General features: G+C 48.2%; 28 protein-coding genes. 7 read left to right on the top strand and 21 right to left on the bottom strand.

What is annotated here, in order from left to right; all coding sequences use genetic code 11:
- Positions 1–45: 45 nt before the first annotated feature.
- Positions 46–837, bottom strand: coding sequence for a thiazole synthase (locus tag K4H25_RS04850; RefSeq protein WP_173533301.1), 792 nt, complete (start codon positions 835–837; stop codon positions 46–48).
- Positions 838–962: 125 nt separating this feature from the next.
- Positions 963–1,166, bottom strand: a complete 204-nt coding sequence (gene thiS, locus K4H25_RS04845; RefSeq protein WP_173533300.1) for a sulfur carrier protein ThiS — start codon at positions 1,164–1,166, stop codon at positions 963–965.
- A gap of 232 nt (positions 1,167–1,398) precedes the next feature.
- Between thiS and K4H25_RS04840 the strand changes: the two genes are divergently transcribed.
- Positions 1,399–1,743: a DUF4870 domain-containing protein gene (locus K4H25_RS04840; protein WP_221022253.1), complete on the top strand. Its 345-nt coding sequence runs from the start codon at positions 1,399–1,401 to the stop codon at positions 1,741–1,743.
- Positions 1,744–1,799: 56 nt separating this feature from the next.
- On the opposite strand, the gene K4H25_RS04835 is transcribed toward K4H25_RS04840, so the two are convergent.
- The 16 genes from K4H25_RS04835 to K4H25_RS04765 all read right to left on the bottom strand — a co-directional run bounded on the left by K4H25_RS04835 (position 1,800) and on the right by K4H25_RS04765 (position 15,477).
- A complete protein-coding gene (locus tag K4H25_RS04835; RefSeq protein ID WP_221022252.1) occupies positions 1,800–3,989 on the bottom strand; it encodes a RelA/SpoT family protein in 2,190 nt (729 codons plus the stop codon).
- 9 nt (positions 3,990–3,998) lie between these two features.
- The gene (gene rpoZ / locus K4H25_RS04830; RefSeq protein WP_173533297.1) at positions 3,999–4,208 is read right to left on the bottom strand and encodes a DNA-directed RNA polymerase subunit omega; all 210 of its coding nucleotides are present in this window, start codon (positions 4,206–4,208) and stop codon (positions 3,999–4,001) included.
- Positions 4,209–4,278: 70 nt separating this feature from the next.
- Positions 4,279–4,893 (bottom strand): guanylate kinase, encoded by a 615-nt coding sequence (gmk, locus tag K4H25_RS04825; protein ID WP_221022251.1) that lies wholly within the window; start codon positions 4,891–4,893, stop codon positions 4,279–4,281.
- A gap of 226 nt (positions 4,894–5,119) precedes the next feature.
- Positions 5,120–5,332, bottom strand: a complete 213-nt coding sequence (locus K4H25_RS04820) for a hypothetical protein (protein WP_221022250.1) — start codon at positions 5,330–5,332, stop codon at positions 5,120–5,122.
- Between the two features lie 17 nt (positions 5,333–5,349).
- Positions 5,350–6,006 carry a hypothetical protein gene (locus K4H25_RS04815; RefSeq protein ID WP_221022249.1) on the bottom strand — a complete coding sequence of 219 codons (657 nt, stop codon included), beginning with the start codon at positions 6,004–6,006 and terminating at the stop codon, positions 5,350–5,352.
- Positions 6,007–6,064: 58 nt separating this feature from the next.
- A complete protein-coding gene (locus K4H25_RS16930; protein WP_255588046.1) occupies positions 6,065–6,199 on the bottom strand; it encodes a hypothetical protein in 135 nt (44 codons plus the stop codon).
- A 744-nt stretch (positions 6,200–6,943) separates the two neighbouring features.
- Positions 6,944–8,812 carry a DUF927 domain-containing protein gene (locus K4H25_RS04810; protein ID WP_221022248.1) on the bottom strand — a complete coding sequence of 623 codons (1,869 nt, stop codon included), beginning with the start codon at positions 8,810–8,812 and terminating at the stop codon, positions 6,944–6,946.
- Positions 8,812–9,906, bottom strand: a complete 1,095-nt coding sequence (locus K4H25_RS04805; RefSeq protein ID WP_221022247.1) for a toprim domain-containing protein — start codon at positions 9,904–9,906, stop codon at positions 8,812–8,814. Before K4H25_RS04805 ends, K4H25_RS04810 begins: the two co-directional genes overlap by 1 nt.
- On the bottom strand, positions 9,899–10,204 hold the full coding sequence (locus tag K4H25_RS04800; protein ID WP_221022246.1) for a hypothetical protein: 306 nt from the start codon (positions 10,202–10,204) through the stop codon (positions 9,899–9,901). Before K4H25_RS04800 ends, K4H25_RS04805 begins: the two co-directional genes overlap by 8 nt.
- 146 nt (positions 10,205–10,350) lie before the next feature.
- A complete protein-coding gene (locus K4H25_RS04795) occupies positions 10,351–10,593 on the bottom strand; it encodes a hypothetical protein (protein ID WP_221022245.1) in 243 nt (80 codons plus the stop codon).
- Complete coding sequence (locus tag K4H25_RS04790; protein WP_221022244.1) at positions 10,586–11,038, bottom strand: hypothetical protein; 453 nt, start codon at positions 11,036–11,038, stop codon at positions 10,586–10,588. Before K4H25_RS04790 ends, K4H25_RS04795 begins: the two co-directional genes overlap by 8 nt.
- Positions 11,035–11,856 carry a phage antirepressor N-terminal domain-containing protein gene (locus tag K4H25_RS04785; RefSeq protein ID WP_221022243.1) on the bottom strand — a complete coding sequence of 274 codons (822 nt, stop codon included), beginning with the start codon at positions 11,854–11,856 and terminating at the stop codon, positions 11,035–11,037. The genes K4H25_RS04790 and K4H25_RS04785 overlap by 4 nt, the downstream gene beginning before the upstream one ends.
- Positions 11,856–12,143 (bottom strand): helix-turn-helix transcriptional regulator, encoded by a 288-nt coding sequence (locus K4H25_RS04780; RefSeq protein ID WP_221022242.1) that lies wholly within the window; start codon positions 12,141–12,143, stop codon positions 11,856–11,858. The genes K4H25_RS04785 and K4H25_RS04780 overlap by 1 nt, the downstream gene beginning before the upstream one ends.
- Before the next feature lie 114 nt (positions 12,144–12,257).
- Entirely contained in the window at positions 12,258–13,052 is a 795-nt protein-coding gene (locus tag K4H25_RS04775) for a DUF6387 family protein (RefSeq protein ID WP_221022241.1), read from the bottom strand.
- 102 nt (positions 13,053–13,154) lie between these two features.
- Positions 13,155–14,429 carry a tyrosine-type recombinase/integrase gene (locus K4H25_RS04770; protein ID WP_221022240.1) on the bottom strand — a complete coding sequence of 425 codons (1,275 nt, stop codon included), beginning with the start codon at positions 14,427–14,429 and terminating at the stop codon, positions 13,155–13,157.
- A 193-nt stretch (positions 14,430–14,622) separates the two neighbouring features.
- Positions 14,623–15,477: a YicC/YloC family endoribonuclease gene (locus tag K4H25_RS04765; RefSeq protein WP_255588045.1), complete on the bottom strand. Its 855-nt coding sequence runs from the start codon at positions 15,475–15,477 to the stop codon at positions 14,623–14,625.
- 176 nt (positions 15,478–15,653) lie between these two features.
- On the opposite strand from K4H25_RS04765, the gene K4H25_RS04760 reads away from it, so the two are divergent.
- The 3 genes from K4H25_RS04760 to eco all read left to right on the top strand — a co-directional run bounded on the left by K4H25_RS04760 (position 15,654) and on the right by eco (position 18,187).
- Complete coding sequence (locus tag K4H25_RS04760; protein WP_221022238.1) at positions 15,654–16,622, top strand: serine/threonine protein kinase; 969 nt, start codon at positions 15,654–15,656, stop codon at positions 16,620–16,622.
- Positions 16,619–17,527, top strand: a complete 909-nt coding sequence (locus K4H25_RS04755; RefSeq protein ID WP_221022237.1) for a PP2C family protein-serine/threonine phosphatase — start codon at positions 16,619–16,621, stop codon at positions 17,525–17,527. Before K4H25_RS04760 ends, K4H25_RS04755 begins: the two co-directional genes overlap by 4 nt.
- A 186-nt stretch (positions 17,528–17,713) precedes the next feature.
- The gene (eco, locus tag K4H25_RS04750) at positions 17,714–18,187 is read left to right on the top strand and encodes a serine protease inhibitor ecotin (protein ID WP_221022236.1); all 474 of its coding nucleotides are present in this window, start codon (positions 17,714–17,716) and stop codon (positions 18,185–18,187) included.
- 62 nt (positions 18,188–18,249) lie between these two features.
- Here the strand turns inward: eco and K4H25_RS04745 are convergent, their stop codons facing one another.
- The 3 genes from K4H25_RS04745 to K4H25_RS04735 form a co-directional block, all read right to left on the bottom strand.
- A complete protein-coding gene (locus tag K4H25_RS04745) occupies positions 18,250–19,467 on the bottom strand; it encodes an HD-GYP domain-containing protein (RefSeq protein ID WP_221022235.1) in 1,218 nt (405 codons plus the stop codon).
- A gap of 184 nt (positions 19,468–19,651) precedes the next feature.
- Complete coding sequence (locus K4H25_RS04740; protein ID WP_221022234.1) at positions 19,652–20,344, bottom strand: DUF1345 domain-containing protein; 693 nt, start codon at positions 20,342–20,344, stop codon at positions 19,652–19,654.
- A 17-nt stretch (positions 20,345–20,361) separates the two neighbouring features.
- A complete protein-coding gene (locus tag K4H25_RS04735) occupies positions 20,362–20,820 on the bottom strand; it encodes an RrF2 family transcriptional regulator (protein ID WP_221022233.1) in 459 nt (152 codons plus the stop codon).
- A gap of 229 nt (positions 20,821–21,049) precedes the next feature.
- Between K4H25_RS04735 and K4H25_RS04730 the strand changes: the two genes are divergently transcribed.
- The 3 genes from K4H25_RS04730 to K4H25_RS04720 all read left to right on the top strand — a co-directional run bounded on the left by K4H25_RS04730 (position 21,050) and on the right by K4H25_RS04720 (position 25,135).
- On the top strand, positions 21,050–22,069 hold the full coding sequence (locus K4H25_RS04730) for a putative 2-aminoethylphosphonate ABC transporter substrate-binding protein (RefSeq protein ID WP_221022232.1): 1,020 nt from the start codon (positions 21,050–21,052) through the stop codon (positions 22,067–22,069).
- 274 nt (positions 22,070–22,343) lie between these two features.
- Positions 22,344–23,444, top strand: a complete 1,101-nt coding sequence (locus K4H25_RS04725; protein ID WP_221022231.1) for a putative 2-aminoethylphosphonate ABC transporter ATP-binding protein — start codon at positions 22,344–22,346, stop codon at positions 23,442–23,444.
- On the top strand, positions 23,441–25,135 hold the full coding sequence (locus K4H25_RS04720; RefSeq protein WP_221022230.1) for a putative 2-aminoethylphosphonate ABC transporter permease subunit: 1,695 nt from the start codon (positions 23,441–23,443) through the stop codon (positions 25,133–25,135). The genes K4H25_RS04725 and K4H25_RS04720 overlap by 4 nt, the downstream gene beginning before the upstream one ends.
- Positions 25,136–25,252: the final 117 nt, after the last annotated feature.

Raw genomic sequence — 25,252 nt, 5'->3', positions numbered from 1 at the left:
ATACCCTGATTACTCAAAATTTCAGAACAGCTTGTTCTCTAATTTTTATTTCGCCGCAGCAATCATCCCGGTCACTGGGCTTGATGGATCAGCGCTATACAGTTTGCGCGGAACACGGCCCGCCAAAAAGGCATCGCGACCAGCTTGGACCGCCAATTTCATCGCTCTGGCCATCCGAATTGGGTCGCGCGCGCCGGCAATCGCGGTATTCATCAAAATACCATCGCAACCGAGCTCCATCGCAATCGCCGCGTCCGATGCAGTACCAACACCGGCGTCGATCAACACCGGCACTTTGGCCGAATCAATAATCAGGCGTAGATTCCAAGGATTAATAATCCCCATGCCCGAGCCAATCAAAGACGCTAAAGGCATGATCGCGCAGCAACCGATTTGCTCGAGTTCTTTGGCAATAATCGGATCATCCGACGTATACACCATCACATCAAAGCCATCCGCAACGAGGATTTCGGCCGCTTTTAACGTTTCACGCACATTGGGATACAAGGTATTGGGGTCACCCAAGACTTCTAGCTTGACTAATTTGTGGCCATCGAGCAATTCACGCGCCAAACGCAAAGTACGCACTGCGTCTTCACTATTGTAGCAACCGGCAGTATTAGGTAAGTAAGTGTATTGCGATGGCGGCAAAGCCTCTAATAACGACGGCTGACTGGCATCTTGGCCAATATTGACGCGGCGAATCGCCACAGTGACAATCTCAGCGCCCGACTCATCCACGGCGGCACGCGTTTCTTGGAAATCTTTATATTTACCTGTGCCAACAATCAAGCGTGACTGATACGTTTTACCGGCAATTTGAAACACATCTGACATAGTAAACTCCCTGCGTAGCAATGAATTATTTTGCGCTCAACACCAAAGCGGCCTATAGGCGGAATGGATATCTTTAAAGGTATATTCCTGAAACCAATACTGAGTAACATCTACAGGCTTATACCTCAACCACCACCCACAGCAACCACCATTTCCAGCACATCCCCATCGGCTAGCATGGTCGCTGCATATTGACTTTTTGCAATGATTTCACCATTGCGCTCAATCGCAATCCGCTTACCGAGCAAATCTAAAGCCACCACTAACTCAGTGACATTGAGCGCAGCAGGAAAAGTTTTCGCTTCTCCATTGATTGAAATTTGAATCATGAAATCAGCCCCCGAGGCAAAGAGATCGTCAGTTTATCATGCTAACTGGGTGTTTTTTTGACGCCGCGCAGCTCTAACCCCCATTGCGGCTGTCGATCTGGGTAAAATTTGCGCGCGCTTGGCCGTAGAACGACTCTGGATGGTGAATTTTGACTAACGCACCAAGGATTAGTAAGTTTGTAGTATGCTTGTCAATTGAATGCGTCGCCCAAAGCACGAACAAGGAGTTGTTATGAATGAAATCGAAATCAACCCAACACCGAGTCGCGAAAGCCAAAATATTATTTTGCTGATCTGGCTTGGCACTTTATTTTTTGGTTTTATCCCGTCTTTGATTATTTATTTAGTCAAGCAAGACGATGCCGCAGTAACTGATCAAGCCAAAGAAGCACTTAATTGGTCGATCACCACCATGCTAGGCTACGCCGTAGGCTGGGTACTGATGTTTGTTTTGATCGGTTTTTTAATCTTGCCGGTGGTCGCAATTTGCCATTTGATTTTTTGCATTTTAGGGGTCGTTAACGCCAGCAAAGCGCAGCCTTATCGCCTGCCATTCAATTTACGCTTACTAAAATAAAAAAAAGCATTCGCCTCGATCGAGGGGAATGCTTGATTTAGCTTGCGCTGTTTTTGCTACAGCGCGCGCACCCGCTGCAAACGATACACCGTCGGCAAACTGCGTAAACTCTTTAACACCCGCGCTAAATGTAAGCGATTACTCACTTGCAGCGTAAATTGCACGCTCAAATAACGCTCATGTGAATCGACCATATCGCCCATCGTTACCGCCGAAATATCTGCATCGGCATCGGCAATGGCAGCCGCTAATGCCGCCAAAGTACCGCGCTCATTCTCTGCTAATACTTTCACCGGCACATCAAACATTCGAGCAACTTCAGGATCCCAATCGACATCGATCAATTTTTCAGCGTCGATGCGACCTTTAGATACTTGTGGGCAATCATGCGTATGCACGACCAAGCCTTGGTCTTTTTTTACAAAACCTAAAATCGGATCGCCAGGAATTGGATTGCAACAGCGCGCAAATTGAATCGCCATGCCTTCGGTACCACGAATCGACACCGACATCGGTTTTTTACCTTGGCGTCCGTCTTCCGACCAAGTGCCGGCTAGTTGCAATAAGCGCTTAGCCACTACCACGCCTAGTTTTTGCCCTAAGCCGACATCGGCGAGTACCGAATCACGCGATTTTTCGCCACTTTCGCGCAAATATTTTTCCCACACTTCATCACTGACTTGCAAAGGCTGATGCAAGGCGGAAAAAGCTTGATTGAGCAAGCGCTCGCCCAAATGCACCGATTCATCAAAGCGCATGGTGCGTAAGAAATGCCGAATTTGTGAGCGCGCTTTACCGGTGGTGACAAAGGCCAGCCAGCTTGGATTAGGCTTGGCATGCGCGGCCATGACGATCTCGACGTGATCGCCATTTTTAAGTTTATTGCGCAGTGGCACCAGCTCGTGATTGACCTTGGCAGCAATACAGCGGTTGCCAATATCGGTATGCACGGCGTAGGCAAAATCAACGCAGGTCGAGCCATTGGGCAGACTTAAAATCGTGCCTTTGGGCGTAAACACATACACTTGATCCGGGAATAAATCGACTTTGATGTGCTCAAGAAACTCAACCGCATCGCCACTTTCAGATTGCAGCTCAAGCAAAGACTGCAGCCATTGATGGGTTTTTTGCTGAACTTCAGAAAAGCCTTCATCACCGCTTTTATACATCCAGTGACTGGCAACACCTGCATCGGCAATACGATGCATTTCACTGGTGCGGATTTGCACCTCAATCGGCGTACCGTAAGGGCCAAATAAGGTCGTGTGCAAACTTTGATAACCATTGGTTTTAGCAATGGCAATGTAATCTTTAAACTTACCCGGAATCGGCTTATACAGCGCGTGCAAAGCCCCCAAAGTCAGATAGCAATGAGCAACGTCTTTAACGATGACCCGAAACGCATAAATATCCAAGACTTCAGAAAAGCTCAGATGCTTTTCTTGCATTTTGCGATAAATCGAAAATAAGTTTTTTTCTCGACCAGTCACCACCGCCTCAATGTGCTGAGTCTGTAATTTGGCTTGAATTGAATCGAGGATTTTTTGCAGCACTTCTCGGCGATTGCCGCGCGCTGCTTTTAATGCTTTGGATAAAACATAATATCGCCGCGGATGAATGTATTTAAACGCTAAATCATCGAGCTCTTGATAAACACCATTTAGGCCAATGCGATTGGCAATCGGCGCGTAAATTTCCATGGTTTCGCGGGCAATGCGTTTTTGCTTATCCGCCCGCATTGAGTCCATCGTGCGCATATTATGCAAACGATCCGCCAGCTTAATCAGCATCACGCGTAAATCACGCGCCATGGCCAAGAGCATTTTACGGAAATTCTCAGCTTGAGCTTCTTCTTTACTTTGAAACTCCAGCTTGTCGATCTTGCTCATGCCATCAACCAGCTCGGCAACGGCTTTGCCGTAGCGCTCAGTCAATTCGAGCTTAGTCACACCGCTGTCTTCCATCACATCGTGTAATAAAGCAGCAGCTAAAGCTTGTGCGTCCAGTTTCCATAGCGTAAGAATGCCCGCTACAGCTAAGGGATGCGAAATATAAGGTTCACCAGACTGACGCATCTGACCACGATGCGCCGCCTCGGCAAACAAAAAAGCCGAGAACAACATCTCTCGGTCTTCATTTTTGAGGTAAGCCGTTTTTTCATTTAAAAAAAGGCTTGCCTCCTCAATCACTTCCGGCGCATCAATTAACGCCGGTACATCCGCTGAAGTGATAGAGAGACTCTGCATCGTTTACAATTAAGAACGAGTACGAGTCAGAATATCAACACCGACCAAACCTGCCGACATTTCGCGCAATGCCAACACGGTTGGTTTTTCACGGCCGTTGTTTTCTACTTGTGGGGTTGAACCGTTTTCGATTTGGCGCGCACGAAATGCAGCCGCCAAAGTCAGGTCAAAACGATTAGGAATGCGATCAAGGCAATCTTCAATAGTTACACGTGCCATAGGGTTTATCTCCGAGTGCGGCTAGCCCGTGGATGGGCGAAACCGCGTATTATATCACTTACTGCGAAAATTAGCCTTTTAAGCTTGAAATCAAGGCGGTATGGCGCTCAGATTGACGCGCTAAGGTCAGTCGCTGTGTGCGCACGACTGCAATCATGTCACGAACTGCATCATCGATATGCTCATTCACGATCACAAAATCAAACTCATCGACATGATTGATCTCTTCTTTGGCGACTGCCAAACGGCGCGCGATCACTTCATCGCTGTCTTTGCCACGACCACGCAACCGACTTTCCAAAGTGGCTAAGCAAGGTGGCAAGATAAAGATGCCAATGGCTTCAGGGAATAAACGACGCACTTGCTCGGCACCTTGGCAATCGATTTCCAATAAAATATCTCGGCCATTGGCCATGACTTCATTAATCCACAACTGTGAAGTGCCGTAATAATTGCCATACACCTCGGCAAATTCCAACAATTCACCCGCCGCAATCATTCGCTCAAATTCGGCGCGATCGACAAAGTGGTAATCCTTACCATTCACTTCGCCTTCACGTGGCGGGCGAGTGGTAAATGAAATCGAGAGTTGAACTTGACTATCGGCAGCGAGCAAAGCTGCCACCAAAGTCGTTTTTCCTGCGCCTGATGGTGCAGTCACCACCAGCAAATTACCTTTGACCATATTTAAATCCTCTACAACCAGCAAACAAGTCGCAATAGTTTACTCAATATTTGCACTTGATTGCTAAGTATCACACTCAAACCCGCATTCTAGCTAGGCTCTGTAAATGCATATTTATCACTGGGTACAAGCTTGGGTACAACCCACGGCGCGACACCCAGTATTCGAGGTTAATTTTAGCTTAATTGCAAATATCTCGCGCCAACAAAAAAACCACCATGGGCGATTATTCTGTGCTTGTTGGCAAATCTTGTAGCTTTTCACTTTCATACTTTTCAATAGCCTCTCGCCTTCGCTTTCTCATTCGTTCGCGGCTTGCTTCGCGTACCCCTTCAAATGTGAGATAGGGACGTTCATCTAGCTCAGCAAAATATACGCCATTCAGCGACTCAAGTTCTTGCTGCGTTAATAACTCATCTAATTTTGAGCTGCCAACCATTATGCAATTCCTTCGTTTTACTGTTTACCCGATTTTTCGTTACTCACCAAATCTGGAATTAAAGCAATTATTTTAGCAATTACTTCATTGCTGATTTCTTTAGCTGCCAGAACTGAGATTAGCTTTATTTGCGCTCTCGATAATTGATTTGAGGCACTTTTATATTTTGGCTTGCTGGGCTGGGCTGGCTGCATTTCGATCAAGGATTGATGATTTACCGCTAGTGTTGCCAATGCTTCGCTCAACCAAGGGTCTAGCAAATTATCACGTAATCGCCAGTACAATCGCGCAGCTTTCATGTGACTATGATTCGGCCAATAGGTTTTGCCTGCGGCTCTAAAGTTGATTTGTTGAATTGCACCAGTCCATTGCAGCACGCAATTCTGTCGATATTCAAATGGCAGCGCAATACAACCATCATGCTTGCAAGGCATTAGCTCTGGGATTGTTTCAGCTAGCTTATCAATGTGTATCGGCCTCCCTGTAAAGGCTGCACGAATAAGGGCTGCTTGGTGAGGGGGTAGAACGTTAATAGTGTCGATAACATGCGCCGCCACTTCATCAGGATTTCTTCCTTGGCCTGTCGGATTATGACTCATCCAGCGCGAATAGGCGGTAATGCCTTGACGGTGGTATGCCCATGCAATAAGAGATTGAATTGTGCGCCATTTCATCCTCTCATGATTGGCAAATAAATGTGGTCAGTAGCGCTGCGTAACAAGTTTTTGCTGTTTAACGTGAAATAGCTGTTTTTGCTCGCTTAGTTTGGCGAAGGAGAAGTTCTTGTACGATCATTTCAAGTAGCTTTTTTTTCATTTCTGGCGTTTGCGCGTTAAGTTTCTTGCGGATTTGTTCCTTGTTCATCATTGAGTCACCCCTATAATTTTTGCTCTCAAATTCAAGCTATTTTAATCGAATGTCGAGTTTTTCTTAAAATGCATAATTCATCAGACCACATCTGGTATGAAGTAACCCACAGCAAAAAGCAATTTACTGGGATGATGATTTTTTATTGCTTACTTGTAACAAAAGGTAGTTTGAAAGACAGAGAAAATCCGTATTATCTGTTACAGTCAATGCCTCTGTTACAGTACAAATCCCTTAAGGAATGCGGCTTGTAGCTGTAACAATGCTCATTACAGTCACTGTTACAAGTATTTGTTACACACCAAATAATCAAAGTAAGCTTAGCAATAACTACGCTTTTTTGTAATTGCTTCGATCACTCCAAAGAATATCTACTCTTCAGCACCAGCAACTCACCAACTGGATGTTCATTTTCACTAAAGCAGAACAATCCTCATTCGTTCCCAATTAAACAAATATACATCCATACAGCATTACAATTTCTGATCTCTTTATAATAATGCGAAAGCCCCGAAAACACCGAAATCCCGAAAATGCCGCCAGCTACCCAGCATAAATACTAGCATCTTAAGTTTTCGGTTATTTTCGGAAATAGCATAAACTTTCGGTGGCCTTTGGTTATCCAAAACTTCGCTCATCGATAAAACGAAAACTTAGATCAAAACGAAAACTCACCGAAAACAAGTAAACCCAATCAATAATAAGGTTTAAAGAGTTATATTTTCGGGGTTTCGGAGTTTTCGGTTATTTTATCGCGTGTATAGCCACATCACTGCTGACCTCGTTTACGTTATCTTCGCAAGGCCGTAACCTCATTTTGTAGCCATTACCCATGCTTTTACCGATAGTCGTTGTCCAAGCATCGCGGCCTGTGGGTCTTTCCAGCATTCCCGCCTCATGCAAGACCTTTATGGCTTTCTTTAGCTCATAGCCTTTAATGATTTCATCCTTAAATGCGTGGGGTAAAACATAAAAAATATCTTCTCCAGCATGAATCCGCTTGTAGCCCATCATGTTTATTGTATTTGGCTCTTTGTCGGTCATTGGTAGCGATACAAACCGTGCAAACTGATTTGCGGCCAATATTCCGTTCGCCTGCTCGATCAGCCTTTCATCATCACGGCTCGCCAGACCAAACACTGCAAGCCAGCGCTGCCACGTCACACCCACAGCTTTAAATGACTCCTCGCACGTCCATCCGGTTAGTCCGGCATCAGCGGCCATTTCTAGCGCCGCAGCCAGTATGGCAAACTTGCGAGTCGCACGGCGCACAGTAGGCGCGGCTTGAGGCGGCAAGACGGCCAACATGCGAGTTTCCGCCGATTTAATCCGCAGGTTTACTGCGCCCTTATTAGCAATCAGCCACGCCACAAATTCACGGCCAAGCGTGCCGTAATGCATTCGCGCCGCTTCGGTTAATTCAATGGCAAATTCACCACCATCTTTGCGGCCATGAATGCAGTCAAATGCTTTGAATTGCCCAGTATCAGCCGGAATATCCAGCATCCGTATTTCTTGCCCGCCGCGCACAGCATGACCGCCTTCATTCAGAAATTGGCTCATCGGAATTTCACCCGTTGAAACCAAGGTCATGAGCCAAGTTCGCTTGGCGCGGTTGCCGCCTTCTTTGCGGCCTTGGGTACGAGATACGCCGTTGAGCATGGTGTAAATGGTACTACCCATCTTGCGGGCATCCCCCGCGCCGATTTCATCCAAGTACAGCATCATGCTATTGGCAAATTCAGCAGAATTCGTTAAACCAACCCCCGTACCATCCCACGATTGCACCAGCTTGGCCGGATTACCCCAAATGCTCGCCGCCACATCGCCACAAGTAGATTTACCGCTTGATGTTTCGGTATGTAAATGCAGGCCAATCCCATCACGCGCCCCGATCAACTCCAACACAGCACCAGCCAGCGCGCACGCTACCGCCGTCATGGGCAGTGGGTTATCTTTAACTAATGCGCCCACGGTGTCGCGCCATGCTTGACTGGTAACTTTGGGTGTAAATGCCGGCCGATACGTTGCCGCCGCAGGATAAAATAAGCGGCTATCGGGCTCACCAATCACTTCGCCTGTCGGTAGTACAAACGCGCCTTGTTGCCAGCCACTTTGATTCGCTATTGTGTAGCGCTCTTTGCTACCGTGGTTATGCAAATAATCAGCTAACAAGTCTTTATCGGCGCGTTTACTGGTTACTGCCAAGCCTTTGCTATTGAGCAATTGCCAGCCCTCACGCTCGCCAATTTGGCTACTAGGTAGGGCGATAGCCTGCTCGGCTCCGGTAATGCAATCTTCCCAACTCAACAGGCGGTAATGGTCGCCGTAGGTATCAACGCCTTGCCCAATGATGTCGAACTCACGGCAAAGGCGTACAGCTGCGGTATGCGCTGTGCCATCTTTATCGTGTTTGACCCCAACATGCACCAGCTCACCGCGCTGAAAATCATAGAATGGCCTGACTTCACCAACTAATTCAGCTTTGCTGGGCAACACAAATTGCACAACGCTATCAGGGCTCGCTAACTCCGCCGCGCTGGGTTTCTGTTGGGTTTTAGTTTGGGTTTGTGGCGACTCGCTGGCTTGAATGGCTTCAATTTCGTTTTTCATCACGCCACCGCCGCATTGTCATCATTCAGCACATCCAGCCAATCCCTACCCGCTTCTGGCGGTAGCATGACTTTCACCGTACGGCCTTCGCCCACCAGCCGTGCCGCCAAGATGTACGCGGCTTCTTTGCCTGCATTCTTGCCCTTGTGGTCGGGTAAATCGTTGTCGCCGTAAATCACTACCTCGCGCACGCTATCCGGCAGCACCACGGTTTTAAGCATTGCCACATTAATGCACGACCACACCGCCAGCCCTGTGAGCTGATGCACCGCCAAGGCGGTTTCTATGCCCTCAGTCAGCGCCAAGCGGCCATCATCGCCAATCGGGTGCAAGCGACACGCCGCGCCACTGAGAGCGCCATCATGGGCAAGCTGTAGCTTTTTGCTGGCTAATGCCTTGCCCGTTTCATCGTGCAGCACCAACTTATGCCCTTTGGGTTCAAGGTAAATGCGGTGCAGCCCTGCTAACGCGCCGTTTGGCTTTTGGATTTTGGCAATCAATGCCGGTGTGGTTTTTAATCTTTTGCTGCTACCGTTTGATTCATGCCAATAGTCCAGCGCAGCAATGTGTCGTAATGGGCTATCGGCCTGAGTCGGTAAATAGCGCCCAGCTAGGCCACGATTCAACAAATAAAGCCCCGCCATATTGCTTGAGCTGAGCGCCACACCCGAATCAAACAACGCTTGTCGTTGCGCCGTGCGGTCTTGGGTTTTGAATTGGGTTTTAAGTTGGGTTTCTGTTGGCTTATGTTTGGGTAATTCCGGCAAAGTAAAAGTGGTACACGCGTTATGCTGCTGATCCATACCCAGCACTCGCCCAACGGCTATCACCGCCTCAGGGAAACTCAGGTTGAAAACGTGCATCACCAAGGCGAAACCATCACCACCGCCCGAATCCATGCCACGGCAAGCAAAGCGGCCATAGTCAGCATCAGCACCGCGCGCGGTAAATTGAAAGCGATCATCGCCGCCGCACGCTGGGCAAGGATGATTTTTACCGTCTAGGGACTTGGCAGGGATAGCCATGCTTTGCAAAGTCTCCGGCCAACGCCCCGCAGCAGCCGCTTTAACTTGCTCGCTGAATGATTTACGCATGGTTGCGCTCCCCAGTAGCCGCCACGGCCTTACTGGCCTGTACGACCAGTGATAGGTAATGCGTCGCAAGCTGGCAATGGGTTTCAAGTTGCTGCTTGGCAATGCCTTCATTCAGCAGCTCAAGTACCAAGCTTAACAATTCACCGCACGACATAACACGAACGGTTGCAGCTTCTAGGTCGGCACTCACCGGCACTAGCGTAGCAAGGTCAAATGGCTGTTTCATTAGGTTCTCAATCAGTGCTGCGTGGTTTTGAGTTTGAGCAGCGCCGCCGCCCAGAATATTGGTCGTAGTCATTTGATGGATTTCCTATGGCTTAGCGGTTTTTTTTGGGCTTGGGGGGCTTGGGGCGCGTGTCGCGGGTATAGCTCCGCATCAGCAGCAAAGACGCGGCGCGACGACTGGCGAACGCGGTCTGTTGAATCCCTGAGTTTCGGCTCGGTTTACGCATGGTGATTCACCCTCTTACCGTTGACGGCCTCAACCACTGCACCCAGATAATCTAGCGCCATCAGGCCGTTATAACGGGATTCGGGGTCTTGCTGATTGAGTTCGAGTAAATGTAGGGCGCAGCGTAGACACACTTCCAGCGTGCATTCTGAGGTCGTGGCGGTTTCGCCAAGCAGCGCAGCGGCGGCGGTATCTGTGACGGGAATGAATTGCTCTAAGTCGATGGGCTTACGCATGGTCACGCCCTCCAATCACTTGCAGCAGAACCAGCGCAGCAATGGACAAGGCGATTACGGCAATAGGGGTATTACGCTCTACGGCAAGCGTGATAATACATACAAGGGAATACGTAAGAAAAGTACGGGCGAATTTTGGCATAAGATATGCACCTATCGTTGGGGTCAAATCCCCACCTTTCGACGCCAATCGAAGGAGGTAGGAACGCAGCAGGGTTGGCGTATCGGCACGATAGAAACCGACGCTACCGAAGTAGCCCCCACCACGCCCCACCATTGAAGGTGCAACTGTGGTGCAAACGGGCATAAAAATACCGCTTTGCAGCGGCTTACCCGCTATCGTATTCGAGACGCCAATCTCGTCTGCCTCAAGTGAGACAGCGCCGCCATTATCAAGACCTGCGTGCTGGCTGGCAAGTGCTTTTTTCTGTGCAATCGGGTTCATGCGGCAAGTTCCACATTGATTTCAATCACCAGCACTGGCTCAGGGAAAGCAGCTCTGACTTGCGCGGCGGCAACCTTGAGGGATTCCCCACGGTAAAACGTTTTCCGCAGAATGTGCGCTGCGGCCTTGAGGCGCTCTAATGCTGTTTTAGGTAAATCCTTGCGCGGCAAGTCGGGCAGCTTGGAAACACCAAACACCGCCTTGTTCAGTACTGCTTGAATCTGTCCATACATGCGCGGGTCGGGGTCGGGGTCAGCACCAGCGACCTTGCCATACATGTTGGCGTATTCAGCTTTAAATACCGCCAGCGTGTCAGCAACTTGAAACGCCATCTGTGCCGCGGCGGTTTGTTGCTCGGCCTTGCCTGTTGTCCAGTACGAAAACAGCGCTTTGGTGCATTCGTCTTGGTACGTCAGCAAGGCTTGCCGTACTTCTGGCTTCACTTTGTTGCTGTTGATTGAATTGAGGAAGGCGGGCACTTGTTCAAGTGGCAAAGTTACCATCTCTTGTGGTCGGCCTGCTGTATCGTGTGAGGTCATATGACCCCACGTCCAACGTGGATTGTTCGCCATCTTACGACGCTGGGTTCTTGAATCAATCCCAAACGCTTCACACAAATGGCGAACTGAAACCCGCAATTCGTCACCGCAAGAAAACGCCTCAATGCCGCCCAGTGCGAACGGGATAAGGTGACTTTGCGTAATGGTGCTTTTCTGACGTTGTTGCTTTGGTTTTGGCGCAGGCTTAATATCTGCACCAGCTCTTGCCCGAGCCCCAAGGCCGTCTTGCTGTTGATTCAGTGAGGCGGCTTTTTTCATTACTGCGCCCCCCCTTGCTCATCAAGCCACTGGCGCACGGCCTCACACTGCCACGCGGTCACGCGCTCGGATAGCTTGGTCGGCGCAGGGAACGTAGCCATACGAACGCGCCGCCACAGTGTTGATGCTGAAAACGGGATGATTTCGAGTAATTCACGCTGACGGATAAAGCCCGTTGCAGGCAAAGCGCCATACGTTGCCAGTAGCGGCGCTTGCGGCTGGCTAATCGGGATAACCTTGGCGGGTGCTTTGGTTTGGGTGGTTGGTTGCTGTGTACGTTGTGGCATGGCTTGCACCTTGTTGAAAAGTGCAGCCAATTTAATTTGTCACAGCGTGGATTTGAAGGCTCGGAAATTACAAAAAAACACTCCGGAATGTTTTTTTAAAAAAAATACTCCGAATTAGTCGCAGATTTGTTGGTTTTGGGTTCGCAGGGCACTGAGCACTTGATAAGAGATTAATTTTTCAGCCAAAGGCGCTACGACTTTCCTTATTCTTTCGCTTGGTGAAATATCGTAAGTATTAGGAAACAACAAAACTCCTATTAGCTGCTGGCCTAATTCCACTCCGGTACTTTGCAAATAAATACTAAGATCTAAATACTGCAATATTTTCATATCGCGCCATTTCTGAGTATCCACCTTAGTAAACACCCGTCGCGGCTTGCTTATCTCCAACTCATGCCGCGTAGCTGCTAGCCAATCTTTAAACCTCTCAAATAGCAAAGCGTCGGGCAACTCTAAATTAACCCCGATGTAGGATATTGCTTCAGCATCAATAAAGTGCAAAGGCATTGATAGAAAATTTTCTGGCGCATGAAAGTCATACACCGAGAGTGGTGCATCATCAACTTCGCCCATCTCAGGGCGCTCAAGAATATCCCTAGCTGCGGCCAACGCAAGGCCAGTCGTAAGATTGGAAATTGCTGGATTTGGACAATACGCGTCGAATATTTTCAGGTGAGTAAGGTCGATATATTCCCCTGAAGCAATCAAGTCAGCTAAGGTGTTTAAATGAGTTGGGCGTTCAAATAAATGCCTTAGCCCGAATCTGATTAGCTCATCTTCAGCTCTGCTGGAGTCGCTTAATAATTCAGCTCTAAATGCTAATGCTCTTGACCAGTCATGTAATGTGAACTTTTCTGTAATCGAGTCGTACATTACGTTATTTAGCCATGAATAATCATTCATGCTCATATTACGCGCCCCCCTTCGGCGCAATCCCTGTAATTGATTGCCGCGCCAGCGGGTCAGGGGCTACCCGTTTTCTCTCCGTCGAGATAGGCGCGGCAAACTCGATTAAGCGGCTTTACGCTTTTTGTCTTTTAGATTCACCACTTTGTCATTCCCGCCCTGCTCCAGCTCTCGCATTAAGTCCGCCCACTTAATTAGCGCGTCTTTGCGTTCGTCAAAGTAATCATGCCGATCATACGTGCCGTGTACGCCTTTGATTTTGTGATTCAAGCATCGCTCAGCAGTGATTACGTCCACGCCCAGCGCAGCCAATTGAGTACGCGCAGTGCGGCGTAGATCATGCACGGTAAATGCCTCCACATCAGGCATGTGTGGTTTGAGCTTGCCCATGGCTGTGCCGATTGTTCCTTCGCAAATATGCGGTAATCCACGGTGCTGCATTTTTCTTGCCGGCAAAATATACGGACTAGCGCCAGATAGGCGCTTCAACTCGCGCAACCATTCCACAGCACACGGCGGCAAAGGCACATCTAAGCCCTTCCCAGTCTTCACATCGTCGCGCATGTGCCAGATTGCCGCATCCAAATCAAATTCATCCCATTGCGCCGCGCATAATTCCATCTTGCGACAGCACAGCACCAGCAGCAGCTTAATGGTTAATTCGTTTTGCACACTAAAGCCTTTGGCCTGCTTCATCGCGGCAAATAACAAGGCCAGCTCGGTACGCGACAGCGCCCTATCTCTAGCAGTTAATTCACCGCCAGCGTCTTTAGTGCGAAATGCGGCGGCTGGATTTACCGCGATCATGCGGCGGCGTATGGCGTAGTCGAACATGTTTTGCAGCATCCGTAATGCTTTATTCGCAATACTGGGCGCTCCACGCTTGCGTACAGCTTCAAGAATGTCATCCACATGCAAAGACGTGACCGCCTCGATTTTTAATGCGCCGATAAGTGGCCGGATATTTTTTTCATATTGATTGATCGGGATATTTGGATGTTTAACGCGCCCGATAATTTCACGGTTTAAATATTCCTCGGCCAGCTCATTGACCGTAATCGAAGCGCGTTCGGCCTCAATGGCCGCTACAGCCTCGACAATACGTGCGGCTTTTTCACCTTGTACGTCATAGCCAAGCTGCACGCGCGCGGCCAGCTCACGCGCCCGAGCTCTAGCTTCCGACAAACTCATATTCCCATAGTTACCGATGACCATTTTTCGCGGTGTCCCAGCAAAAGAATATCGAAACAACCAACGCGGCACTTTGTCATTCTTTCTAAAACTCAAAACTAAGCCGGCAACAATCGAGTCAGCACGTCCTTCAAAGCGAATATCGCCCGTAATCAGCGCCTTAATCCCAACATCCGTAAACTTAGTCATAACCCTATACCCCACCCCTGTATGAAAACACCTTGTACCCAAAGCTTGTACCCAAAATTGGCTTTGGGTACATGCTTGGGTACAAGCTAAACGTGAGATTACGCCGCATGGCGTGACACGTCAAGAAACAAAAAACCCAGCATTTGCTGGGCTTAGAGGGGAAAAATGCTCTGTCATGACACGTCAAAAAACACTACTCAATGTTCTGCACTTGCTCGCGCATTTGTTCGATCAAGACTTTCAACTCCATCGCCACTTTGGTCGTTTCTACTGAAACCGATTTCGATCCCAAGGTATTGGCTTCACGGTTAAGCTCTTGCATCAAGAAATCTAAACGCTTACCGGCATTGCCGCCTTTTTGCAAAATTCGGCGCAATTCGGCGATATGCGTTTGCAGGCGATCGATTTCTTCCAGAATGTCCACTTTTTGCGCAAAGATCACCATCTCTTGGCGAACTCGGTCATCGTCGCCACAGCCTATGGCCTCAACAAAGCGTAAAGTCAGCTTGGCTTCATAATCAGAGATAATTTGTGGCAATAATGGTTTTACGCCGGCAATCAAGGCATCCATCGCCTCAACGCGTTCTAATAAAATCGCCGCCAATTTAGCGCCCTCTCGAGCGCGACTCGCTAAGAAGTCAAGCAAAGCCACATCTAATACTTCAAGCGCAGTGGTTTGCAATAGCTCGGTTGGCAATGCATCCGATTCAATCACACCAGGCCAGCGTAAAATATCGGCCATGCGTAAATCGCCCGCACTCGCTTGATGCTCTTTGACTTGATCGGCCAAACGCAGCAACTCTGCGACTAAAGCGTTGTTTAAGCGCAACTGCGTGTTGGCCGCTTCACGCACATTAAAATTCAAACGGCATTCTAATTTGCCACGATTGAGACGCCCGCTGAGCTTCTCACGAATTGCGCCCTCTAAAGCACGGAATTCCTCAGGCAATCTTAGGCTTAGATCTAAAAAGCGATGATTGACGGCGCGCAACTCTACCGATAACACCCCATGGGACAATTCTCTTTGGGCACTTGCGTATCCTGTCATGCTATAAATCATATAACTTCCTTCTTTAATACGCGCCGCTTTACACTTACGACGGTAGGGCTGACACTAATGGTCTATTGACGCTGCATTCACCGCGAAAACTGCGTAAGCTGCAGCAGAATGCCAAACATCAACAGGCCCTAGACTATTTACTCAGAGTATAACCAAAACTAAGCATGGCCACCCCAAGCAATCAACCGCTCGCACGCGGATACCAATTACAGAACTACACCATCGCCAAGCTTTTATCCGCTGGCGGCTTTAGTATTGTGTATTTAGCCCATGATGAACACGACTACCCGGTCGCAATCAAAGAATATTTACCCAATTCTTTAGCGCTGCGCAAAGAAGGCGTCGCGGTACAAGCCGTAAGCGAAGAACACATCGCGCTGTTTCGGCATGGTTTGAAATGTTTTTTTGAAGAGGGCAAAACACTCGCCAGAATTCAGCACCCAAATATTGTCCGAGTGCTGAATTTTTTCCGAGCGAACGACACCGTGTATATGGTGATGGAATATGAACGCGGCCGTACTTTACAAAAAGAAATTCAAATTAATCATGAACGCGAAGGCGTTGATGAAAAACTCATTCGCAGTGTGTTTTTTAATTTACTCAATGGTTTACGTGAAGTTCACCTCAATAAATTACTGCACTTAGATATTAAACCGGCCAATATTTATATTCGTAAAGACGGTTCGTCGGTTTTGCTCGATTTTGGCTCCGCTCGCCAATCGTTAACTGCTGAGCAATCACGGCTGACGCCAATGTATACCCCAGGCTTTGCTGCGCCCGAACAGTATCGCAAAAAAGAACAATTAGGCCCTTGGACCGATATTTATGGCGTTGGCGCATCAATGTTTGCATGTATTGCGGGCACTGCGCCTCAACCGGCTGATGCCCGAGAAAAAGACGACAAAGTACAACGACTAGAGCAAGCCTATGGCGATCGATATTCACCAGAATTATTAGCCCTTATTCATCAGTGCCTTGAAATTGATCATGAAAAACGCCCACAAAGCGTATTGCAAATCCAAAAACTACTGCTAGAACCGGGCTCTGTACCGCGTAAAAAAGGCAGTCTGATTCATATGATCAAGCGAAAATGGTCCGAATTGATTCGTCCTAAACGCGGAGATCAATCATGAAATTTACCGTTTTCCAAGAAAGCCGCAAAGGTGGCAGGCAATATAATCAAGATCGTTATGGCTATTCATATAGCCGTGATGCATTGCTCTTGGTCGTGGCCGACGGCATGGGCGGCCATTTACACGGTGAAGTCGCAGCGCAAATCACCGTTGAATTACTCAGCGACCAATTCCAAAAAAAAGCCACGCCAATTATTCATAATCCCAATGAATTTTTGCATGATGCTTTATTGCGCTGCCATGATGCCATTTATAACTACGCAATAGCTCACCACCTGATTGAAGTACCGCGCACAACGATTGTGGCCTGTATTATTCAAGATGGCATCGTGTATTGGGCGCATGTTGGCGATTCGCGTTTTTATTTGATTCGTAATGGCCAAACCATTGCACAGACCAGAGATCATTCTAAAGTCAGAAAATTAGTCGATGCTGGCTTAATTACCGAAGAAGAAGCCCTACATCATGCAGAAAAAAACAAAATCTACAATTGTTTAGGCGGTAGTTTATTACCTGAAATAGAAATTGGCGGTAAAGTCAGCCTCAATGATAGTGATGCGATTTTATTATGCACTGATGGCTTTTGGGGCTGTTTAAATGCGGAAGAAATCAATCATTTTCTATCTTCATTCCCAGTTTTATTCTCGGTACCACAATTGATGGATCGCGCCGAGTTACGCGGTGGCGCAAACAGTGACAACCTCACTGCGCTGGCAATTAACTGGCATGACAATTATGAATTTGGCGATACCGAAGCATTTGTTTCGACTCAAAATTTAGATATCAATACCATTAGTACCCATATTGACGATCAAAGCTTTATGACCGCGCCAGAAATTAGCGAAGATGATATCGAAAAAGCCATCGCCGAAATCCAAGCCGCAATTAATAAATACTCAAAATAAAGTGACGCACTTCATTGGCTCACTGTGAATAGTTGCTACTTTTCAGCAAATAGATTCCTTATGATGCTTCAAATTGTGTCAGTTGTAGCTCGCTGCATTGACTTCTGTATGGATGAATCCTTTATCAATCAAGGTTTTTTGCACGTCGATATCGATCCATCGTGCAAGCCCAGATAGGACCAAAAAATGAAACTTCACAACACCATCATTGCTTTAAGTGCCATTACTTGCGCGACTGCATTTGCTTCTAGCCCAGATCCACTGCAAGCTTACCCTGCAGCAGAAGCGGGCTTTGTACGTAAAGTGATTCAATTACCTAAAGTTAAAAATCCTGAACTGTATCGTGTGCAATTATTGGCAGGTAAAATGATGGAAGTCGATTGCAATCAAACTCGTTTAGCCGGCGAGCTAAAAGAAGAAACCGTACAAGGCTGGGGCTATAATTATTGGGTATTGCCAGAAGTAAAAGGCGGTATCAGCACGATGATGGCTTGCAACCCAAAAGAAGCTAAAAAATCAGCTTTTGTTGCAGTCTATTCAGAAAAACTCTATCGCTATAATGCGAAATTGCCAGTCGTGGTTTATGTTCCGGAAGGCATCGAATTACGCTACCGAATCTTCTCAGCCAAAGAAAAAACGCAAACGGCAATGGATAAATAAGAAAATTTAAGCCAAGCACAATGCAAGCATTGCCTTATTCAACTCATCGATAGATGGCGGGTTTAAGGCAATAAAAAACGGGCGATGTTGATCTGCCATTTGGCGGGATCTTCATGGCCCATTATTTTATCCGCGCCTCCCTTACCCATGGGCCTAGCTAAATCAACAATAATGGGCGTGATATAGGTACTGGATTTAGTACTAAAAATTACTTTTAATTTTGGTTGCAATAAACTGCCTTCATTTTGCTCAATCACAATTCCCAAACGACCTGATTCTAAACGCACTAAAGAACCCACTGGGTAAATCCCAATGGTGCGCATAAATGCCTGTACTAATTCAGGGTTAAAATGAAATTTACTCCATTCCCATAGCTTTCTTAATCCTTCCGTCGCTGGCATCCCCACGTGATAACAACGATCTGACGTAATTGCGTCATACACATCCACCACGGCGGCCATTTGTGCCATTTGGCTAATTTCATTGCCCGGTAATTTATGTGGATAACCTGTTCCATCCATCCGCTCATGATGATGTAAAGTAATCTCCAGCGGAATTGCTTCCATATCATCTATTTGCCGCAAAATATTCCATCCTTCCTCAGGATGAGTGCGCATTATGGCAAATTCAGCCTCAGTTAATCGCCCAGGTTTATTTAAAATTTCATTAGGCACTTTCATTTTTCCGGTGTCATGTAATAAACCACCGATTCCAGCTAAACGAATTAAATTGCGATCCATTCCCAGCGATTGCGCAAAAGTCACCATTAAGGTGCAAACACTGACCGAATGCAAAAAAGTGTATTCATCTTTATTTTTAATCGCTAATAAACCGACTAAAGCGCCACTATTTCTTAATACTGATTCAGTAATATCACCGACCACATTAGCCACATCATCCATCTGAATGGCCTGCCCCATACGCACATCACGCATTACCGTTTTAACGGCATTAGTCGCTTGTTGATGAATTTTATTGGCACGGCCTAATTCTTCAGCGAATGAGACTTTAACAATCATCGGTGGTGCTTCGGCAATGCGTAATAAATCCGCATCTAATTCAGCATTTACCTCTTCCATGGTCGGCGCATCGGCCAAATCAAGGCCGCGGGTGGTATCAATATAAATTTCACGCACGCCAGTAGCCGTAATTTTGGCGATTTCTTCATCGGTTTGAATCACAAAACGATTACGCACAAAGGGATGATTCATCCAATCAACGTTTAAATCATGGATATACATACCCGGTTTGATGTATTCAGCAGGGATTTTTTTTATCATGGGAATCGCACTGGCTAAGGTTGATTCATGCTAGTACAGACTGATGCAAGTCGCACGAAAACACGCCAAGCGATACGCTGACAATCATATGGTTTTTTTACCTTAACTTGATATCGTCAACACTAAATTAACTACCAGCAAGGTAAGCAAGGCATGAAAATTAGGGTAATACTCGTTTGCTGGCTTAGACCAGCAAACTGGCGCCAATATTGACCGATAAACCTAAGATCACCATATTAAAAACAAAAGAGAGGATAGATTGCAATAAAACCAAGCGCCGCATTGCGCCACTGCCAACCCCGACATCGGCGGTTTGCGAGGCCACGGCGATGGTAAAAGAAAAATACAAAAAATCGGGATAAGTCGGCTCAGCAGGCTGCTCGGCAAACAGCAATAAAGGGGTTTTTCCTTGGTGCTGGTAATACAAATGAGCATAGTGAATCGCAAATGACGTTGGCACCAATAACCAAGAGCCCGCCACAGTCATAAAAGCCAATAGCAAGGGCGCATATTTAAACCAAGCTTTAAGCTGATTATCCATCGCTAAACCCAAGACAATCGCCACCAAACTGGCCACAGCCGCCAAGCAAACAAAGGCCAGCACCTGCTTGGCATTCTCATCTTGCACTTTGGCCACCGCCCGAATATGTTTGCCGGGCGCGCGAAACATTAAAATCGACAAGCTAATCAAATACAGCCACGAACAAGTATTCCAAGCGAGTAAAAAGCGCATCAGCATTGAAAAATCAGCTGACAAAGCAAAAAACATCACCACACCAGCAACCACTGAAAACATCAGCCGTGGTCGCGCGACAAATAAATGCCGTATCGCCGCAAATTGCCCCTGCGGCTTTAATTTATCGTTTTCACACGCCATGGATTTAGCTACGCCTTTTAGCTTGGACGATGCCGCTCAGGCAAGGCCACATGAAATACCGCATTAAGCTCAACCGGATTGAGCACCAACTGCGCCAAACAATAGCGATCCAGTACCGAATAAAAAGCGACCATGGCTTCACTCAACACGCCGCGCAAACGACAAATGCCATCGATACTGCACATCGAATGCGTTGGATCAAAACATTCCACCATCGGACTATCGGCCTCACTTAAACGCACCAAGCGCCCAATCATAATTTGCTCTGCGGGTACGGCCAAACGCATACCACCGCCTTTGCCGCGCAACGTTTCTAAAAAGCCATGCCGAGATAAAAAATTAACCACTTTCATTAAATGATTATCCGAAATGCCGTAAGCGTGGGCGATCTCGCTGCGCGTCACAATCCCCCCTTCTTGGACTGCCACATAAATCAATGTGCGTAAGCAATAATCGGTAAATACATTCAGACGCATTACGCCCCCTTCGGCAAAATTGAGAATCCATAATACACAGAATCGGCCGGCAACGTGCCCACGCAAACTGAACGACCCAACGCATTCAACGCCGAAATTAGCCAATACAGCCAAGTAAAGCTCTAGTGCAGCCCATCACTCACAAAAAATTCATCTAGATGTAATCGGTTTGTCACTTTGCGCTGAGCATAATAGCGCCACTTTAAACTCTCGCAATAAGGCTTGTGCAATGAAAACCCTCACCTCGCTGTCGCTTGCTCTGTCGCTACTTTTGACGGCACCACTGGCTTTGGCCGAAACCACACTCACAGTGTATACCGCGCTTGAAGCCGATCAGCTCAAAGCGTATCAGGCCAAATTTGAAGCCGAAAATCCAGACATTAAAATCAAATGGGTGAGAGATTCTACCGGCATTATTACCGCGAAATTACTCGCCGAAAAAGCCAATCCACAAGCCGATGTGGTGATGGGCCTAGCTGCATCGTCATTATTGATTTTTGAAAAAGACGGCATGCTGCAACCTTATGCGCCTAAAGGCGTTGAGCTACTCAGTAAAGCCTATGTCGATGATCGCACGCCACCAGCGTGGGTGGGCATGGATGTATGGGGCGCGGCGATTTGCTTTAACACGGTTGAAGCGGCCAAACAGGGCATTAAAAAACCCGAAAGCTGGAAAGACCTGACCAAGCCTGAATACAAAAATAAAATCGTGATGCCCAATCCAGCTTCAAGCGGCACCGGTTATTTTGACGTGAGCGCATGGTTGCAAATCATGGGCGAAAAAGAAGGCTGGGCGTATATGGATAAACTGCACGATAACATCGCGCAATACACCCACTCCGGATCAAAACCTTGCAAACAAGCCGCTGCCGGTGAATTCCCAATCGGCATTTCATTTGAATACCGTGCCGCCAAAATCAAAGACAGCGGCGCGCCAATTGATTTGGTGTTTCCAAAAGAAGGCTTAGGCTGGGATCTAGAAGCCACCGCCATTATGAAAGGCAGCAAAAACCTCGAAGCGGCAAAAAAACTCGCCGATTGGTCAGCATCAAAATCAGCCAACGAGCTGTATGAAAAGAACTTCGCCATCGTCGCCATGCCCGGCATTGCCAAGCCCAATGCGCATATTCCAGCGGACTACGAACAACGTCTGATCAAACAAGATCTACGCGTCTCGGCTGCAATGCGCGACAAAACCCTCGCCGAGTGGACCAAACGCTACGACAGCAAATCAGAGCCTAAGAAATAAGCTAGTCGCTTTTTGACAGGTGTTCAGGTTGGGTGTTGATGGTTTTAAGTGCCTGCGGCACGGCATCAACACTCAGTATGAACACCATCAAATTGCATGGGTATCTCCACATATCACATTTGCAATCTGAGATTAGTATCAATACCCCTTTAAATAATTTAACGCGCGCCACCGCGCAACAATACCCAGCTCAGCAACATCCTGTACCAGCAAGAGTAGGGCAGCATCGTTTTGGGTCTACTGCATGAAAGGCCAGCAACCGTAAGGACTTTGTATGAACCGAGCACCCGCCATCGCCAGCCAACACGCTGAATTAACCATTCATGGCGTGAATAAAAACTTTGGCGCATTTAGCGCTTTGCGCGATATCTCACTAACCGTGAGTAAAGGCGAGTTTGTTTGCCTATTGGGGCCATCCGGCTGCGGCAAAACCACCTTGCTGCGCATTATTGCTGGGCTTGAGTCGTGTGATCGCGGGCTGATTGCCCAAGCGGGCCGCGACATTACGCATGCCGCCCCCAATCAACGCGATTACGGCATTGTGTTTCAGTCGTATGCGCTGTTTCCCAATCTAACGATTGCACGCAATATCGCCTATGGCCTGAAGGGTCGCGCACAAGATCAGCAACGCCGCGTCAATGAATTACTCGATTTAATCGGTCTTTCGGCCTTGGCCGAGCAGTACCCAGCGCAAATTTCTGGCGGCCAACAACAACGCGTTGCGCTGGCGCGCGCTTTGGCCACCTCACCGAATTTACTGTTACTAGACGAACCCCTCTCGGCGCTCGATGCGCAAGTTCGCGCGCATTTACGCGGTGAAATTAAAGCGCTGCAACAGCAGCTGGGCATCACCACCATTATGGTGACCCACGACCAAGAAGAAGCGCTCACCATGGCCGACCGAATCGTGGTGATGAATCACGGTGTGATTGAGCAAATTGGCACGCCAGCACAAATCTATCAGCACCCAGCCAGCCGTTTTGTCGCCAACTTTGTTGGCCATTGCAATTGGCTCAACACCCTTGCGGTCGGCCCCCATCAAGTGCAATTGGGGCGGCATACGCTCGCGACGCATCGCGCCAATGCCTTGGTGCAAGGCCAGCAATACGATGTGTTTATTCGTCCAGAAGACATTGAGCTATTGCCGCAATGGCGTAATGACCCACAAGTGGGTTTAGGAAAGTTACTGCAGCTTGAGCTATTAGGCAGCATTTATCGCCTACGGCTGTTGGTTAATGAATGGGATGGCATTGAGCTCGAAGTCATTATTAGCCATCGCGAAATGGCGCAATTGCGCCTTGCCGAGCAGCAGCTGATTCCGATTTATTTACCTGCCGACAAGCTGCGCTGCTTTTTGCCCGAGGTGAGCGCATGAACTCAACACTCACCCTCGAAGCACCGCACGCAGGCTGGCGCAATGAATACTGGGCCACGCTGATTGCTGGCGGCATTGTGCTGATTTTGCTGTTGATTTTAGCTGCCCCCTTATTGGCGATTTTAAGCCAAGCTTTGTTTGATCCTAAAACCGAGCAATGGGGCTTAGGCAGTATTGAAGCGGTACTCGATTCGCCCAGCTTGCTGCAAAGCTTATTCAATAGCGTCAAATTAGCGCTAATGAGCACGCTGATTGTGATTCCACTGGCGTATTTATACGCCGCAGCCCTCACCCGCTCGGCCATGCCGGCCAAAGGCAGCATGCGAATGCTGGCTTTGATTCCGCTATTAGCGCCGTCGCTGCTACCGGGGATTGCGCTGGTGTATTTATTTGGCAATCAAGGCTTACTTAAATCTTGGTTTCCCGACGGCAGTATTTATGGCTTTTGGGGCATTGTGATCGGCCAAGTGTTTTTTACTTTTCCGCACGCGATGATGATTTTACTCACCGCTCTGCGCGTTGCCGATGGCCGCTTATACGAAGCGGCAAGCGCGCTCGGCGCAGGCCGCATCCGGCAATGGTTCACCGTTACTTTGCCTAGCGTTCGCTACGGCGTGTTGTCGGCGGCAGTGGTGGTGTTTACCTTGGTGATCACTGATTTTGGCGTCGCCAAAGTCATCGGCGGCTCATTTAACGTGTTGGCGCTTGAAGCGTATAAGCAAGTGATCGGTCAGCAAAACTTCTCGCGCGGCGCGGTCATTGGTTTGCTGCTCTTGGTGCCGGCGGTATTGTCTTTTGTGCTCGATCATTACTCGCAAAAAAAGCAACAAGCGCTACTCACTGCACGGGCGCAAACGCTCCACATCAAAGCGACACCGTGGCTAGATCGCTCTGCACTGCTGTTTTGCCTCGTCGTCAGCGGCGCCTTGCTACTGATGCTTGGCACCGCCATCGCGGCGGCGTTGATTAAGCAATGGCCGTATCAAATGCAGCTGTCTTTACAGCATTTTAATTTTGACGATGTAGATGGCGGCGGTTGGAGCGCGTTTAGCAATAGCTTAAAAATGTCGGCGTATACCGCGCTATTTGGCTCGATCTTGGTGTTTAGCGGCGCGTGGCTCACCGAAAAAGTCGCCACTTGCCGTGGCTGGCGACCCATTTTGCATTTATTAGCCATGCTGCCAATGGCGGTGCCCGGATTGGTGCTGGGCTTGGGTTATGTGTTCTTTTTTAATCATCCAAGCAATCCGCTCAATGCGCTCTACGGCACGATGTCGATCTTGGTGCTGTGCTCGATCGCGCATTTTTACACCACCGCGCACCTGACTGCCGTCACCGCACTCAAGCAACTGGACGCAGAATTTGAATTGGTCGCCGCCTCACTCAAAGTGCCGTTTTGGATCACCGCTTGGCGAGTCACGTTACCGATTTGCCTGCCAGCAGCCCTAGAAATTGCGCGCTATTTCTTTATCGCCACCATGACCACGGTGTCGGCCGTGGTGTTTATTTATACCCCCGACACCATGCTGGCCTCGGTATCGGTGCTCAATATGGACGACGCTGGCGATACCGCAGCTTCGGCAGCGATGGCGACTTTAATCGTCATCAGCTCAGCCGCTGCCTGCGCTGTTTTTGCCGTCGTCAGTCATTTTTTACAACAACGCAGCCAACGCTGGCGGCGACAAGAATGAGGAGGCAGGGCTAAATCTCAGCGTAGCAACGAGTTGGTTTGGCTTAAGTATTCTTGGTTTTAAGTGCCTGCGGCACGGTACCTGATCAGCGCGCAAACCCTTAGGGCTTTGTTCAGA

Source organism: Deefgea piscis, from assembly GCF_019665785.1.
GTDB lineage: Bacteria > Pseudomonadota > Gammaproteobacteria > Burkholderiales > Chitinibacteraceae > Deefgea.
The sequence above is the reverse complement of the archived record's forward strand: the minus strand, read 5'-3'. Positions and strand labels throughout refer to the sequence as shown.